The organism is Microbacterium invictum, assembly GCF_014197265.1.
GTDB lineage: Bacteria > Actinomycetota > Actinomycetes > Actinomycetales > Microbacteriaceae > Microbacterium > Microbacterium invictum.
Map to the genome: position 1 here is coordinate 1,200,392 of NZ_JACIFH010000001.1, position 15,525 is coordinate 1,215,916.

Consider the following 15,525-nt stretch of genomic DNA (forward strand, 5'->3'; position numbering starts at 1 on the left):
AGGGATGCGAAAACCTCGGCCCGAAATCGGCCATAATGGGGGACGTGACGACTCCAGCGACATACCCCCAGGCTTTGCGTTCCGTGAAGCGGCCGGACCCGGTCGCCGTCGGCACGATCGTGTGGCTCGGCAGCGAAGTCATGTTCTTCGCGGGCCTCTTCGCCATCTACTTCACGATCCGCAACGCGTCCCCCGAACTGTGGGCCGAACGCACCGAGCTGCTGAACATCCCGTTCGCCGCCGTGAACACGCTGATCCTGGTGCTCTCGTCGTTCACCGCGCAGGCCGGCGTGTTCGCCGCCGAGCGCTTCCAGCCGTACCGCAAGGGCTCGTTCTGGCAGTTCCGCCAGTGGGGCATGGTCGAGTGGTTCTTCCTCTCGTTCGTCATGGGCGCCATCTTCGTGTCGGGTCAGGTCTGGGAGTACGCCACGCTCGTCGCCGAAGGCATGCCGATCTCTGCGGACTCCTACGCCTCGGCGTTCTACCTCACGACCGGCTTCCACGCCCTTCACGTGACCGGTGGCCTCGTCGCCTTCCTGCTCGTGATCGGCCGCGCGTTCGCGGTCAAGAACTTCGGGCGCAAGGAGATGACCTCCTCGATCGTCGTGTCGTACTACTGGCACTTCGTGGACGTCGTCTGGATCGTCCTGTTCTTCGTCATCTACTTCGTCAAGTGACACCCGGAGCTGATACTTCCATGGCACTCAAGACCTCACGCCGCTCCGGCGGTCGCCGCAGCAAGTGGGCAGCCGCCGCCCTGATCGGCGTCGGACTTCTCGTCACCGGAGGCGTCTATGCCGGCGCAACCGCGGCGATGGCGTCCACCGAGTCCACCGCCGTCTCGACGGCGCTGACCGTCGACGACGGCAAGAAGCTGTTCCAGGCCAACTGCGCGACCTGCCACGGCATGAACATGGAGGGCACCCCCGACGGCCCGTCGCTGTACGGCGTCGGCGAGCTCGCGGTCGAGTTCCAGGTAGCCACCGGACGCATGCCGCTGCAGATGCAGGGCCCGCAGGCCCCGGTCAAGCCGGTCCAGTTCACGCAGGAGCAGATCGAGGCCATGGCCGCCTGGGTCCAGTCCGTCTCCCCCGGCCCGTCCTACCCCTCCGAGGAGATCCTCGACGGCGGCGGCGACGTGGCGGCCGGTGCCGAGCTGTTCCGCATCAACTGCGCGATGTGCCACAACGTGGCCGCCGCCGGTGGCGCACTCACCGAGGGCAAGTACGCCCCCGCGCTGACCGAGACCAGCCCGCTGCACCTCTACGCGGCGATGGTCACCGGCCCGCAGAACATGCCGGTCTTCGGCGACATGAACATCAGCGCAGAAGAGAAGCGCGACATCATCTCGGCGCTGATCTGGATGCAGGAAGACGCGTCAGTGGGCGGCTTCACGCTCGGCTCACTGGGTCCGGTCTCGGAAGGTCTGTTCATCTGGATCTTCGGCATCGGCACCCTCATCGGCATCACCGTGTGGATCACGGCGAAGTCGAACTGATCGAACACTGACGTACGGAACGGACGAGGAGCACCATGGCACACGAGGAAGACCCACTCGAGCACGAGAGGGCTTCGTGGAAGCCTTCTGACGGGCTCGCCGTTGTGGTCAGCGACCCCGTGGAGAACCCCGGGCTGCCGCCCCACCGCGCGCGGATGACCGACAAGGACCCCGCCGCGATGACGCGCGCCGTGCGCACGGTCTACACGCTGTTCTACCTGTCGCTCGCCGGCAGCATCTGGGCCATCGCCGCCTACATGCTGTTCCCGATCGAGAGCGGCCGCACGATCGATATCCGCCAGAACAACCTGTTCATCGGCCTCGGCATCGCCCTCGCGCTGCTGGCCATCGGCGTCGGCGCGATCCACTGGTCCAAGGCGATCATGTCGGACAAGGAGTTCATCGAGCCCCGACACGCCACCCGCGGCCGGGACACGACGCGGGAGGCTGCCGTCCAGGCGTTCCGCGACGCGAACGAGGAGTCGGGCTTCGGCCGTCGCACCGCGATCCGCGGGTCCCTCATCGCCGCACTCGTGGCATCCGTCCTCCCGGGCATCGTGCTGTTCCGCGGTCTGGCTCCGCACAGCACCGAGGCCAACCCGATCGCCGGCGACCCGGTCGCGCTGCTCAAGCACACCATGTGGGACACTGGCATCCGCCTGGCGCGTGACCCCAGTGGCGAGCCGATCCGCGCCGCCGACGTCACGATCGGCTCGGCGATGCACGTCATCCCCGAGACCCTCGCCGAGGTCAGCCACCACGACGGCTACCTCGAGGAGAAGGCCAAGGCGATCGTGCTGCTCATGCGCCTGCTGCCCGAGCAGCTGCCGGCAGAGCACAACAACCTCGACTGGGCCTACAACGGCATCGTCGCCTACTCGAAGGTCTGCACCCACGTCGGCTGCCCCGTCGCCCTGTACGAGCAGCAGACGCACCACCTGCTCTGCCCCTGCCACCAGTCACAGTTCGACGTGTCCCGCAGCGCGGCCGTGATCTTCGGCCCGGCGGCCCGTCCGCTGCCGCAGCTGCCGATCACCGTCGACGACGAGGGCTACCTCATCGCGCAGAGCGACTTCGAAGAACCTGTCGGCCCGAGCTTCTGGGAGCGCCATTGAGTACCGCGACTGCCACCGAAACGGGCCACGACCCGGCCCCCGGCGCACGTGACGAGAAGCCGCTCGGCGGACGCTTCGTCGCGGGCGCGGCGAACTACATCGACGAGCGCACCTCGCTCTCCGGCTTCGTCAAGGAGCTCGGCCGCAAGATCTTCCCCGACCACTGGTCGTTCATGCTGGGCGAGATCGCACTGTGGAGCTTTGTCGTCGTCCTGCTGTCGGGAACGTTCCTGACGTTCTTCTTCGACGCCGCGATGGTGGAGACCCACTACAACGGCGCCCACGTACCGATGCGCGGCATCGAGATGTCGGCCGCCATGGCATCGACGCTGGAGATCTCGTTCGACCTCCGCGGCGGTCTGCTCGTACGGCAGATGCACCACTGGGCCGCTCTCGTGTTCGTCGCCGGCATCGGCGTGCACATGCTGCGCGTGTTCTTCACCGGTGCGTTCCGCAAGCCCCGCGAGCTCAACTGGGTGATCGGCTTCATCCTGTTCATCCTCGCGATGGGTGAGGGCTTCACCGGCTACTCGCTCCCCGACGATGTGCTCTCGGGCAACGGACTGCGCATCATCGACGGGATGGTCAAGGGCATCCCCCTGATCGGCACCTGGACGTCGTTCCTGCTCTTCGGCGGGGAGTTCCCGGGCTCGGACATCGTCGGACGCCTCTACGCGCTGCACATCCTGCTGCTGCCGGCGATCCTCGTCGCCCTGCTGGGTCTGCACCTGATGCTCATGATCGTCAACAAGCACACGCAGTTCGCGGGCCCCGGCCGCAAGAACAGCAACGTCGTGGGCTACCCGATGATGCCGGTCTACATGTCGAAGATGGGCGGCTTCTTCTTCATCACGTTCGGCGTGATCGTGCTGATCGCCTCCCTCTTCCAGATCAACCCGATCTGGAACTACGGCCCATACGACCCCTCACCCGTCTCGGCGGGCACCCAGCCGGACTGGTACATCGGCTTCGCCGACGGCGCCCTGCGCCTCGTGCCGCCGCACTGGGAGTTCGTGTGGCTCGACCACACCTGGTCGTTCAACATCATCGTGCCGCTCGTCGCGCTCGGCCTGTTCATCGTGCTCGTCGCGATCTACCCCTTCATCGAGGCGTGGATCACCGGCGACAAGCGCGAGCACCACATCGCCCAGCGCCCGCGCAACGCGGCGACCCGCACCGCGATCGGCGCCGCGGGCGTCACCTTCTACGCGGTGCTGTGGGCCGCGGCATCCTCGGACATCATCGCCACGCACTTCCATCTCACGATGGAGGGGGTCATCCACGCCCTGCAGGCGCTCCTGTTCCTCGGGCCGATCTTCGCCTACTTCATCACCAAGCGGATCTGCATCGCCCTGCAGAAGAAGGATCGTGAGATCGCGCTGCACGGCTATGAGTCGGGTCGCATCGTGCGCCTGCCCGGCGGCGAGTACATCGAGGTCCACCAGCCGGTGGACGAGTACGAGCTCGTCAAGCTCGTCGACTTCGAGACCAACGAACCGCTGGTCGTGCGCCCCAACGACAAGGGCCGCATCCCGTGGCACGAGAACCTGCGCTCGTCGCTCTCGCGCTGGTTCTTCGAGGACCGACTGACCACGCTCACCCAGTCCGAGGTCGAAGCGGCCCGTGCCCACCAGCACCACACGCTCGACCACATGACCGAGGTGGAAGAAGCCGAATTGCAGGGTGCGCACGAGCGGGCCGGCGTCCCGGACGCCCCACTGCACCCCATCGATGACGGCAAGGGCGGGGAGACGGCCAACCGTCCTTCGAACCTCATCGTCCCCGACGACCGCGCAGAGCCTGAGAAGGACTGACAGCAAAGCTGGCCGAATAGCGGCGAGGCCTGACCGTCACGGTCGGCCTCGCCGCTTTCGTCTTGGCGTAGCGTCGAAGCATGACCGATGCGCTGTCCTACTTCACCGCCAAACTGACCCACGAGACCGACGCCTCCGACGCCTACGCCGCGCAGAAGGCCGGCGAGAGCCTGGTGATCGTCGATGTCCGCAGCGACGACGCATGGACCCAGGGGCACATCGTCGGTGCGATCCATATCCCGTACCGGGACATCGCAGAGCGGGCTCCCAAGGAGATCGACCCGGCCGTACCCGTGGTCGTGTACTGCTGGAGCCCCGGCTGCAACGCCGGCGCCAAGGGCGCGGTCGAGTTCGCGAAGCTCGGCTACCAGGTCCGGGAGATGATCGGCGGCTACGAGTACTGGGTCCGCGAAGGACAGCCCACCGAGAACGCCGACGGGCCGCTCCCCCGCACCTTCGATCCGCTCACGATGTACGTGCGCCCGTAGCGCTCACGCCGTCGCGGCTAGTCCCTCTTCGAAGACCTCGGGGAATCGCTCCGTCGCCGAACCGGCCACGAGCGGCACAGCGTGCGACGGCTCGGGCCCATCGGTGAGATCGCACACGACCGCTGTGACGTTGTCGCGTGACCCCGCTTCGAGGGCGAGCTCGACGAGGCGTCGCGCCGCTGCCGAAGGATCCTGGATGCCGGTGACGAGAGCTTTGATGTCCTCATCGGGCAGATAGTCGCTGATCCCATCGCTGCACAGCATCCACCGGTCGCCGACGCGCGCCTCGCGCTCGTCGACGCGGACCAGATCGGTCTCCTCGCCGCGCAGCGAAGCGGTGATCATGTTCCGCCGGGGGTGCGACGCGGCATCCTCAGCCCGCACCAGCCCCTGATCGACCAGCGCCTGCACGAACGAGTCGTCCCTGGTCTCGCGGGTCAGCCTGCCATCGCGGGCCAGATAGGCGCGCGAGTCGCCGGTGTGCGCGAGCAGGAGCACGCCCTCGGGAGTGAACCAGAGGCCTGTGAACGTCGTCGCCATGCCCTGCAGGGTCGGATCGCGACGCACATGCGCCCCGAGATCCCAATTGGCCATGCGGACACGCGTGGCCAATTCCACGGCATCCTCGCACCGGCGTCCGCCGGAGATCAGTCCGTGAACGAGCGCCGCCGACGCCAGATCGCCGGCCGGGCCGCCGCCGACGCCGTCGGCGACACCGGCCGCCCAGGGCGCAGCGAACGCGGCGTCCTGGTTGTTCTCCCGGAACGTGCCGACGTCAGAACAGACGCCCGCCTGCAGTCGCAGGGTCATATACCTCAGTGGGCGAAGTAGCCGCGGTAGTACTCGTACACCCAGCCGACGATGGCGACGATGAAGACGGCCGCACCGATCGGCAGCAGGAACTGGCCGACTGCGAGACCGATCATGAACAGCGCCGCCGCGAAGGCGAGCACGATCGGCCACCATGACCACGGGCTGAACTCGCCCAGCTCGGGGTCGCCGTCATCGATATCGGCGGTCAGCACGTCCTCGGGCAGCTCACCGCCCTGGGCGCGGTGCACGCGGTGGACGTAGAAGGCGATCAGTGCCGACATGGCCGAGGTGAACAGCAGCGCCACGGTGCCGACCCATTCGATGGCGGTATGCCATTCGAGCTGGGGGTGGGCGATGATGTTCCAGCCGGTGTAGAGGACCGCGACCACCAGGAAGAACCAGGTGAGGATCCACCACAGGTTGACGTTGGTCTTCACTTACTTGACCTTTCCATCCGCCGTGTCGACAACCGGCGCATCGGGGGCGTCCTTCGCGGGCCCCACTCCGACGGGCACGCCGGCCTCGGGGTGGTTGAGGTCGAAGGCCGGACGCTCGCTGCGGATGCGCGGGATCGACGTGAAGTTGTGACGCGGCGGCGGGCAGCTGGTCGCCCACTCGAGCGAGCCGCCGTAGCCCCACGGGTCGTTGACCGTCACCTTGGGCGCCTTGCGTGCGGTGATCCACACGTTCAGGAAGAAGGGGATCATCGAGGCGCCGAGAATCATCGCACCCACGGTGGAGACCTGGTTGCCCCACGTCCAGCCGTCAGCTTCCGAGTAGTCGGCGTAGCGACGTACCATGCCGTCCACTCCCAGCCAGTGCTGGATGAGGAACGTCATGTGGAATCCGACGAACAGCATCCAGAAGTGCACGACTCCCAGGCGCTCGTTCAGCATGCGTCCGGTCCACTTCGGCCACCAGAAGTAGAAGCCGGCGAACATGGCGAACACGACCGTGCCGAACACGACGTAGTGGAAGTGGGCGACGACGAAGTACGAGTCCGACGTGTGGAAGGTCAGCGGCGGGGATGCCAGGATGACGCCGGTCAGACCGCCGAAGACGAACGAGACGAGGAAGCCGAGCGAGAAGATCATCGGCGTCTCGAACGTCACCGATCCTCGCCACATCGTGCCGATCCAGTTGAAGATCTTCACACCGGTGGGCACGGCTATGAGCATGGTCATCAGCGCGAAGAACGGCAGCAGGACGGCACCGGTGACGTACATGTGGTGTGCCCACACCGACACCGACAGCGCGGCGATGGCGATCGTCGCGTAGACGAGCGTCTTGTAGCCGAAGATCGGCTTGCGGCTGAACACCGGGAAGATCTCGGACACGATTCCGAAGAACGGAAGCGCGATGATGTAGACCTCGGGGTGGCCGAAGAACCAGAACAGGTGCTGCCACAGCAGGGCGCCGCCGTTGGCGGGGTCGTAGATGTGGGCGCCGAACACGCGGTCGGCCGCAGCGGCCAGGATCGCGGCGGCCAGCACCGGGAAGGCCATGAGGATCAGGATGCTGGTGACCAGCGTGTTCCAGGAGAAGATCGGCAGACGCCACATCGTCATGCCCGGCGCGCGCATCGTGATGATGGTCGTGATGAAGTTCACGGCACCGAGGATCGTGCCGAAACCGCTCATACCGAGCCCGAGCATCCAGAGGTTTCCTCCGATGCCCGGCGAGAAGCTCGCTCCCGCCAGCGGCTGATAGGCGAACCAGCCGAACGCAGCCGCCCCCTGCGGGGTGAGGAAGCCGGCGACGGCGATCAGCGAGCCGAAGGAGAACAGCCAGAACGCGAACGCGTTCAGACGCGGGAAGGCGACGTCGGGGGCGCCGATCTGCAGGGGCAGGATCGCGTTGGCGAAACCGGCGAACAGCGGCGTCGCGAACATCAGCAGCATGATCGTGCCGTGCATCGTGAACAGCTGGTTGTACTGGTCCTTGGTCGGGACGATCTGCATGCCGGGCTCGAACAGCTCGGCACGGATGATCAGCGCCATCACGCCACCGAGCAGGAAGAAGAGCACCGAGGCGATCAGGTACATGTACCCGATGGTCTTGTGGTCAGTGGAGGTCATCCACTTGACGACGATGTTGCCCTTCTGCTCGACGCGCGACGAGCTCAGCAGAGCGGCCTGGCGCGGCGGCAGCGTGGTGGGACGCGCGTGCGTGTCCTCTTGGGGAGGAAGAGTCGTGGCCATCAGTTGCCCTCCTCGGCGTCTGCGGTGCCGCCCGTGCCGGGCAGGTTCTGCTGACGGTCGTATGCGTCGTCGATGTCACCGGTCTGGCCCGCGTCGCGCAGCGACTCCAGGTAGTCCTGGTACTCGGCGTCCGAGACGACCTCGACATTGAAGAGCATCATCGAGTGGTACTGGCCGCACAGCTCGGCGCACTTGCCCTCGTAGCTGCCCTCACGGGTCGGGATGAAGGACCAGTAGTTGTCGTGCCCGGGGATCATGTCCTTCTTGTACAAGAAGTCGATGATCCAGAACGAGTGGATGACGTCGCGCGAGGCGAGCTTGATCTTCACTTCCTTGTCGACCGGCAGGACGAGCGTGGGCACCTCGTTGGTGACGTTGCCCTGCTCGTCGGTCTGCGCCTGCACACCCATCGTCCAGACGGAGTCGTCGGAGTCTTCGCAGTCGCCGCCGTTGTACTGGAAGTCCCAGGCCCACTGCTTGCCGATCGCGGTCACGCAGACATCAGGGTCTTCGTACTGCGTCTCGAGGATGGTCTGGTCGCGGGCGGTGAAGGCGAAGAAGCCCAGCACCAGGATCAGCGGCACGACCGTGTAGAAGATCTCGATCGGCATGTTGTAGCGCAGCTGCACCGGCAGGCCGCTCTGGCCGCGACGGCGGCGGTACACGATGGCCGCCCAGCCCATGAGGCCCCACGTGACAAGGCCCACGACCAGCAGCACGATCCACGAGGTGGTCCACAGGCCTGACACCATCTCGGTGCGGTTTGTGGCCGGCTCAGCGCCCTCCTCGAACCCGGGGAGGAAGCCGTTCAGCTCGGTCGGGCTGCAGGCTGCCAAAGCGATGGCGGTCGCAACGCCCATCGGCACAATGGCCCAGCGGAGTCGCCGTTTTGCGCGCACGGTTCACCTTTCGGGATCATGAAGGTCGTCACTGGCCAGTCTAGGGCAACCTCTCACCTGATTCAGGCCAACCGCCCAGCACGATCGCAGGTTTATCGCGCCCGATCAGCGAGAAACGCCCGTGATCAATGGAAGCTGTCGCCGCAGGCGCAACTGCCGGCAGCGTTGGGGTTGTCGATCGTGAACCCCTGCTCCGAGATCGTGTCCTTGAAGTCGATGGTCGCACCGTCGAGATACGGCACCGACATGTCGTCGATGATGACCTCGACGCCGTCGAAGTCCACGGTCTTGTCGCCATCGAGGTAGCGCTCGTCGAAGTAGAGCTGGTAGATCAGTCCCGAGCATCCGCCGGGCTGGACGGCGACGCGCAGACGCAGATCGTCGCGGTTCTCCTGTCCGAGCAGATTCTTCACCTTCAGCGCGGCGGCATCGGTCAGTCCGACGCCGTGGGCAGGGGTGGTCGGGGCGGCTGTCGTGGCGATGTCGGTCATGGCTCTCCCTGAGGTCGTGCCGTTATCAGACGGCTGGATGCCACGATTCTACGCCCGGGCACTGAAGCGCGGGTCGTTCAGCGCGCCGTATCAAGTCGCTCGAGCAGCAGTGCCTCAGAGACCAGCGCGTGACGGAACGTGTCCAGATGCAGGGACTCGTTCGGGCTGTGCGCACGGGCGTGCGGGTCCTCGACACCCGTGACCAGGATCTGCGCTCCGGGGAACTCGCGGACGAGGTCGGCGATGAACGGGATCGAACCGCCCACCCCGATGTCGACCGGATCGACGCCGTAGCCCTCGGCGAGGGCCTCACGGGCGGCCGTGACGGCGTCACCGCCGGTGTCGACCAGGAACGCGTCGCCGCGGTCGGCATCGCGGAACGTCACCTGCGCCCCGAAGGGCGCGTGCGCGCGGAGGTGTGCCATGAGGGCGGCTTCCGCCTCGGCGGCGCTCTGCCCGGGTGCGATGCGCGCACTGATGACGACCGATACCTCGGGGCTCAGCGTGTTGGAGGCGTTGCGCACGCTGGGCGCGTCGATGCCCGTCACCGTGATCGACGGCTTGTTCCAGATGCGGCTGAGGATCGTGCCGCGCCCGATCGGACTCACTCCTTCGGGCAGGCCCGCTTCGCTGCGGAGGGTCTCCTCGGTGTAGTCGGGCGTCTCGGCGTCTCGCTCGGCCAGCCCGGCGACCGCGACGGCACCCGCGTCGTCCCACAGGGTCGCCAGCAGCTTCACGGTGGCCATCATGGCGTCGGGTACCGCGCCGCCGAACATGCCGGAATGCGAGGCGTGGTCGAGCGTGCGCACCGTCATCGTGAAGCGCACGTTGCCGCGCAGCGACACCGTCAGCGCCGGGGTGACGGCATCCCAGTTGCCTGAATCGGCGACCACGATCACGTCGGCGCGCAGCGCGTCGGCGTTGTCGCTGAGGAACGGGGCGAACGAGGCGGAACCGGCCTCCTCCTCCCCTTCGATGAACAGGTTGACGCCCAGGTCGAAGTCGGTGCCGAGCGCCTCGATGAGCGCCCGCAGCGCGCCGACGTGCGCCATGATGCCTGCCTTGTCGTCGGCGGCGCCGCGGCCGTACAGCCGTCCGTCGCGCACGGTCGGCTCGAACGGCGCCGACTCCCACAGTGCCTCGTCGCCGACCGGCTGAACGTCGTGGTGGGCGTACAGGAGGATCGTGGGAGCACCCCTTCGGGCGGGGCGGGTGGCCAGCACCGCCGGCATCCCCTCCTCCCCCGTCTCGTGGATCACTGCGGTCTTCACCTCGACCCGTTCGAAGATGCCGAGCGCGTCGAGCAGCCCCCGCACCGCTTCGGCGCTGCGGGCCACCTCGGCACGGTCGAACCCGGGAAACGCGACCGACGGGATGCGCACGAGGGTGCCCAGATCGGCGAGAGCGGCGGGCACGGCCGCCTGCGCGGCCTCGCGGACGGCGTCACTGCGGGAGAGCTCAGAGTTCATGCGGGTAATCTTAGAGGGCAGCTCACCCGCCGAACCGAGGATCCTTCCTGTGGCCAAGACCCCTCCCGCTTCCGAATCCGATGCCGCCGCGGACGCCGTGTCCGGCCCCGGCAAGAACCGCCCGACGCCGTCGCGCGCCGAGCAGGAGGCCGCGCGCAAGCGTCCGCTGGTCGCCGACACCAAAGAGGCCAAGGCCAAGGCGAAGGCCGACCTGAACGTCGCGCGCGAGCGTGCGCGCGTGGGCATGGCCAACGGCGAGGAGAAGTACCTCCCGGCTCGCGACAAGGGTCCGCAGCGGCGCTTCGCGCGTGATTTCGTGGATGCCGGATGGCACCTGGGCGAACTGCTCATGCCGTTGATGGTCGTGGTCATCCTGCTGAGCCTGTTCCCCAACCCCGCGGTGACGTACTACTCTTTCGTGGGCCTGTGGATCTACATCCTCCTGGCGATCGCGGACATGATCATCACCGGTCAGCGCGTCAAGAAGAAGGTCAAGGCGAAGTTCGGCGAGACCCGGATGGAGAAGGGCCTGGCCTGGTACTCGGCGATGCGCACCGTGCAGATGCGGTTCATGCGCCTGCCCAAGCCGCAGGTCAAGCGCGGCCAGTACCCGGTTTGAGGGCCGGGCGGCCGCACTCAGGCGGCCGGGAGCCCTCGTCAGCCCGCCGCCCGCAGTGCGCTCAGGCCGCGGTTGATCTGCCGCGCCCAGAGCGGGCCACGGTAGAGGAACGCCGTGTAGCCCTGGACGAGGTCGGCACCGGCATCCACCCTCTCCTGCACATCGGCGGCCGTCTCGACGCCGCCGACGGAGATGACGCAGAAGGATGCCGGGACGACGGTCCGCACGATGCGCAGCACCTCCAGCGCACGGGCCTTCAACGGGGCCCCGGACAGTCCGCCGGCACCTGCCGCTTCGACGACGGCGGCGTCGGTCTGGAGGTTCTCGCGCGAGATGGTCGTGTTGGTGGCGATCAGTCCGGCAAGCCCCAGGTCGACGGCGAGGCGCGCGACGGCCTCGACCTCGTCATCGGGCAGGTCGGGGGCGATCTTGACGAGCAGGGGCGTCGGCCCGGCGGCGGCGTGCACGGCTTCGAGCAGCGGGCGGAGCGTCTCCACCGCCTGCAGGCCCCGCAGTCCGGGGGTGTTCGGTGACGAGACGTTGACGACGAGGTAGTCGGCCAGCGGCGCCAGCAGGTGGGTGCTCGCGACGTAGTCGCCGGTCGCCTGCGCGACGTCGACGACCCTGCTCTTGCCGATGTTGACTCCGAGCACCGGCCGGTGCCGGCGACGCCGCAGCTTCTCGAGGCGCTGGGCGGCGGCGGCGGCCCCGTGATTGTTGAAGCCCATGCGGTTGATCACGGCGCGATCGGCGACGAGGCGGAACAGGCGCGGACGCGGGTTGCCGTCCTGGGCGATCGCGGTCACCGTTCCCACCTCGACGTGCCCGAAGCCGAGTGCTCCGAGCCCGCGCGCGCCGGCGACGTTCTTGTCGAAGCCGGCGGCCACGCCGAACGGCGAGGGGAAGTCGAGCCCGAGCGTGCGGACGCGCAGCGTCGGGTCGGGGCGGGTGAAGGCCCGCGACAGAGGAGCGAACGGCCAGGCGCCGAGGACGCGGATCACCAGCATGCCGGCGTGGTGCGCCGTCTCGGGGTCCATGCGCGAGAGGACATGCCGGAAGAGGAAGGGATACATCCCCTCCAGCGTATCGGCGCGCTCAGTCGGTCGCGGACGCCGCCTCGCGGGCCGCGCCGTCTGCGCGCAGCTGCGCGATCGACGACTCGAAGTCGTCGAGGGACTCGAACGCCTGGTAGACGCTCGCGAACCGCAGATACGCGATCTCGTCGAGCTCACGGAGGGGGCCGAGGATCGCGAGCCCGATCTCGTTCGTGTCGATCTGCGACGAGCCGGTCTGGCGCACGGCCTCTTCGACCGCCTGGGCGAGCACGGCGAGGTCGGCTTCGGTCACCGGGCGGCCCTGGCACGCCTTGCGCACGCCCGACATCACCTTCTCGCGACTGAACGGCTCGATGACACCGGAGCGCTTGATGACGTTGAGGCTCGCCGTCTCGATCGTCGAGAAGCGGCCCCCGCATTCGGGGCACTGACGGCGGCGGCGGATGCTGAGTCCGTCGTCACTGGTGCGCGAGTCGATGACGCGAGAGTCGGGGTGGCGGCAGAACGGGCAGTGCATGGCGCTCCAGCCTACGCGTCAAACCGGGCCGTGATCGCCTCGCCGTGCGCGGGCAGGGCTTCGGCCGTCGCGAGGGCGACGATCTGGTCGTGCACGGCGTGCAGCGCGGGGCGGTCGTAGACGATGACCTGCTGCGGCCGCAGGAAGGTCGACGCCGATAGTCCGGCCGCGTAGCGGGCCTGTCCCCCGGTCGGGAGGACGTGATTACTGCCGGCCAGGTAGTCGCCCAGTGAGACGGGTGCGTACGGGCCGACGAACACGGCGCCGGCATTGGTGAAGTCCTCCACGCGGGGGCTCTCGAGGTGCAGTTCGAGGTGCTCGGGCGCGTAGGCATTGCTGAACGCGGTGGCCGCGGCGATGTCGTCCACCAGGACGATCGCCGACTGCGGGCCGGTCAGCGCCGCGGTGATGCGTTCGGTGTGGGTGGTGGATGCTGCGCGGGCGCCGATCCGGCCCGCGACGGCATCGGCGAGTTCGGCCGAGGTGGTGACCAGCACCGCGGCTGCCTGCTCGTCGTGCTCGGCCTGGCTGATGAGGTCGGCGACCACGAGGGCAGGGTCGGCGGAGTCGTCGGCGACGATGAGGATCTCGGTCGCACCGGCCTCCGCGTCGATGCCGACGCGGCCTGAGACGACGCGCTTGGCGAGCGCCACGAAGTTGTTGCCGGGGCCGGAGATCACGTCGACCGGCTCGAGCCCGAGCGACTCCACGCCGTGTGCGAAGGCGCCGACGGCGCCGGCGCCGCCCATGGCGTAGACCTCGGTCACCCCGAGCAGCTTCGCCGCGGCGAGGATCACCGGGTGCACGCGTCCGTCCTGGTCGCGCTGCGGCGGTGAGGCGAGGGCGACCTCGCGGACGCCGGCGACCTGGGCCGGCACGACGTTCATGACGACGCTGGACGGGTAGACGGCCTTGCCGCCGGGAACGTAGACGCCGACGCGGGTGACCGGGCGCCAGCGCTGCTCGACGCGGGCCCCGGGGGCGATCTCGGTGACGACGCCGGCGGGGACCTGGGCGGCGGACGCCACGCGGACGCGACGGATGGCCTCCTCCAGCGCCGCACGCACTGCCGGGTCGAGCGTGGCGAGCGCCTCGTCGAGGTGGGCGGCCGGCACGCGGAGGTGGTGGCCGGACACGCCGTCGAACTGCGTGGCCTGTTCCCGCAGTGCGGCCTCGCCCCGTTCGGCGACGTCGGCGACGATCCGCTCCGCGGTGGCCAGGGCCGCGTCGCGCGCGGCGGTCGCCCGCGGCACGGCGTCCAGCAGTTCGCGCGGCGTCAGGTCGTGGCCGCGCAGGTCGATCGTGCGGAGCATCAGCCGCGCGTGACGCCGGAGACGTCGGTGAGGTAGCCGATGCGGCCGTCTTCGTGACGCACGACGAACGTGTCTCCGCGGTCTTCGATCACCAGCGCCCACGCGGTGGGTCCGACGGCGAACAGGGGCAGCCCCTGCTCGTCGACGACGTCGCGCTCGACGGGCGCGAGTGCCCAGAAGGCCTGCGTCGCCGCGGGTGCGGCGGCCTGCGGCTGCTCCTGCTGACCCTGCTGGTCGAGGACGGTGGTGTCGTCGAGCGACTGGAAGGTCTGCGCATCGCGCGCGTACGGGTCCTCGGAGGGCGCGTAGGGGTTCGCACCGGCGTCGTAGGCGTTCGCGGTGGTCGCCGCTGCTGCCGCGTAGGGATCGGCGGCGGCGGGCACCGCGGCCGGGCGTGCCGTCACCGGTCGCGCGGGACGCGCCGAGCGGTGGGCCGTGATCTCGGGGCGGTGGCGGAAGTCCTCGTTGAACGGGGCGATGAACGGGGCGAGCACGGTCAGGAAGACCCCGGCGAGCATGAGGAAGAACTCGAGCCAGACGACCCACGTCGCGATGAACACGCGGCCGCCGGCGAACGAGACGAATGCGCCCCACAGGATGCCGAGCCAGACGATGGTCGACACCGAGAACGCGACCGAGGCGAACTGGTCGATTCCGAGCGATCCGACCCGGCGGATGCCCTGCGGTGAGAGGCGGCGCAGTGCGATCAGGAACACCGCGACAGTCGGGACGCCGATCGTGAGGACCCAGTCGATCCCGCCGTTCCACACCGAGGGGCCCGATCCGAACGCGCCGTAGATGGGGAAGAACGACACCACGAAGGCGAGCAGCCACACGCCACCCAGCACGACCTCCCGCAGCGAGAACGGGCCGATGCCGTAGTGTGGCGCGGTGCCGTCCGCCGTGGCGTCCGCGGTCGTCGCCGGTTCTGCTGCGGTGGCCGCGTCGTCGGCGACGAGGGCCTCGTCGAGCGGCGAGGCCGCGGCCTCGGCATCCGTCCCCAACGACGTCTCGACGTCGTCGACGTCGTCCGCGACCGGAGCGTCGCTCTCGGTCACCGCGACCTCGGCCGCATCGGCGTCGGTCACTCGGACCTGGGTGACGTCGACATCGATCTCTTCACCGTTCGAGGTGAGATCGTCTGCGTTGTCGGGGGTGGTCTTCTCGTCGGTCACGATGGTCCTTCCGGCTCCGGGGGTCAGACGCGATCCTACTCGCGATGGCTATGACGGC

General features: G+C 68.3%; 16 protein-coding genes. 6 read left to right on the forward strand and 10 right to left on the reverse strand.

Annotation, left to right across the window (positions count from 1 at the left end):
• The first annotated feature begins 35 nt into the window (after window positions 1–35).
• The 5 genes from ctaE to BKA10_RS05840 all read left to right on the forward strand — a co-directional run bounded on the left by ctaE (window position 36) and on the right by BKA10_RS05840 (window position 4,915).
• Window positions 36–677 carry an aa3-type cytochrome oxidase subunit III gene (ctaE, locus tag BKA10_RS05820; protein ID WP_183499024.1) on the forward strand — a complete coding sequence of 214 codons (642 nt, stop codon included), beginning with the start codon at window positions 36–38 and terminating at the stop codon, window positions 675–677.
• 20 nt (window positions 678–697) lie between these two features.
• The gene (qcrC, locus tag BKA10_RS05825; RefSeq protein ID WP_183499025.1) at window positions 698–1,498 is read left to right on the forward strand and encodes a cytochrome bc1 complex diheme cytochrome c subunit; all 801 of its coding nucleotides are present in this window, start codon (window positions 698–700) and stop codon (window positions 1,496–1,498) included.
• Window positions 1,499–1,533: 35 nt separating this feature from the next.
• Window positions 1,534–2,613: a cytochrome bc1 complex Rieske iron-sulfur subunit gene (gene qcrA, locus BKA10_RS05830; protein ID WP_183499026.1), complete on the forward strand. Its 1,080-nt coding sequence runs from the start codon at window positions 1,534–1,536 to the stop codon at window positions 2,611–2,613.
• On the forward strand, window positions 2,610–4,427 hold the full coding sequence (gene qcrB / locus BKA10_RS05835) for a cytochrome bc1 complex cytochrome b subunit (protein ID WP_183499027.1): 1,818 nt from the start codon (window positions 2,610–2,612) through the stop codon (window positions 4,425–4,427). The genes qcrA and qcrB overlap by 4 nt, the downstream gene beginning before the upstream one ends.
• An 80-nt stretch (window positions 4,428–4,507) precedes the next feature.
• Window positions 4,508–4,915, forward strand: coding sequence for a rhodanese-like domain-containing protein (locus BKA10_RS05840; RefSeq protein ID WP_183499028.1), 408 nt, complete (start codon window positions 4,508–4,510; stop codon window positions 4,913–4,915).
• A gap of 3 nt (window positions 4,916–4,918) precedes the next feature.
• On the opposite strand, the gene BKA10_RS05845 is transcribed toward BKA10_RS05840, so the two are convergent.
• From BKA10_RS05845 to BKA10_RS05870, 6 genes are all read right to left on the reverse strand, one after another.
• The gene (locus tag BKA10_RS05845; RefSeq protein ID WP_183499029.1) at window positions 4,919–5,725 is read right to left on the reverse strand and encodes a PP2C family protein-serine/threonine phosphatase; all 807 of its coding nucleotides are present in this window, start codon (window positions 5,723–5,725) and stop codon (window positions 4,919–4,921) included.
• A 5-nt stretch (window positions 5,726–5,730) separates the two neighbouring features.
• Window positions 5,731–6,165: an aa3-type cytochrome oxidase subunit IV gene (locus BKA10_RS05850; RefSeq protein WP_183499030.1), complete on the reverse strand. Its 435-nt coding sequence runs from the start codon at window positions 6,163–6,165 to the stop codon at window positions 5,731–5,733.
• Window positions 6,166–7,929, reverse strand: coding sequence for an aa3-type cytochrome oxidase subunit I (ctaD, locus tag BKA10_RS05855; protein WP_183499031.1), 1,764 nt, complete (start codon window positions 7,927–7,929; stop codon window positions 6,166–6,168). It lies immediately after the preceding gene.
• The gene (gene ctaC, locus BKA10_RS05860; RefSeq protein WP_183499032.1) at window positions 7,929–8,828 is read right to left on the reverse strand and encodes an aa3-type cytochrome oxidase subunit II; all 900 of its coding nucleotides are present in this window, start codon (window positions 8,826–8,828) and stop codon (window positions 7,929–7,931) included. Before ctaC ends, ctaD begins: the two co-directional genes overlap by 1 nt.
• 125 nt (window positions 8,829–8,953) lie before the next feature.
• Window positions 8,954–9,319 carry a HesB/IscA family protein gene (locus BKA10_RS05865; RefSeq protein ID WP_183499033.1) on the reverse strand — a complete coding sequence of 122 codons (366 nt, stop codon included), beginning with the start codon at window positions 9,317–9,319 and terminating at the stop codon, window positions 8,954–8,956.
• A gap of 77 nt (window positions 9,320–9,396) precedes the next feature.
• Complete coding sequence (locus BKA10_RS05870) at window positions 9,397–10,788, reverse strand: dipeptidase (protein ID WP_183499034.1); 1,392 nt, start codon at window positions 10,786–10,788, stop codon at window positions 9,397–9,399.
• Window positions 10,789–10,837: 49 nt separating this feature from the next.
• On the opposite strand from BKA10_RS05870, the gene BKA10_RS05875 reads away from it, so the two are divergent.
• A complete protein-coding gene (locus tag BKA10_RS05875) occupies window positions 10,838–11,407 on the forward strand; it encodes a DUF3043 domain-containing protein (RefSeq protein WP_183499035.1) in 570 nt (189 codons plus the stop codon).
• Window positions 11,408–11,445: 38 nt separating this feature from the next.
• On the opposite strand, the gene BKA10_RS05880 is transcribed toward BKA10_RS05875, so the two are convergent.
• From BKA10_RS05880 to BKA10_RS05895, 4 genes are read right to left on the reverse strand one after another with little or no spacing between them, the layout of a single operon-like run.
• Window positions 11,446–12,480: a quinone-dependent dihydroorotate dehydrogenase gene (locus tag BKA10_RS05880; RefSeq protein WP_183499036.1), complete on the reverse strand. Its 1,035-nt coding sequence runs from the start codon at window positions 12,478–12,480 to the stop codon at window positions 11,446–11,448.
• 22 nt (window positions 12,481–12,502) lie between these two features.
• On the reverse strand, window positions 12,503–12,979 hold the full coding sequence (gene nrdR, locus BKA10_RS05885) for a transcriptional regulator NrdR (RefSeq protein ID WP_183499037.1): 477 nt from the start codon (window positions 12,977–12,979) through the stop codon (window positions 12,503–12,505).
• An 11-nt stretch (window positions 12,980–12,990) separates the two neighbouring features.
• Window positions 12,991–14,292, reverse strand: a complete 1,302-nt coding sequence (gene hisD, locus BKA10_RS05890) for a histidinol dehydrogenase (RefSeq protein ID WP_183499038.1) — start codon at window positions 14,290–14,292, stop codon at window positions 12,991–12,993.
• Window positions 14,292–15,467, reverse strand: coding sequence for a hypothetical protein (locus tag BKA10_RS05895; protein WP_183499039.1), 1,176 nt, complete (start codon window positions 15,465–15,467; stop codon window positions 14,292–14,294). Before BKA10_RS05895 ends, hisD begins: the two co-directional genes overlap by 1 nt.
• Between the last annotated feature and the right edge of the window lie 58 nt (window positions 15,468–15,525).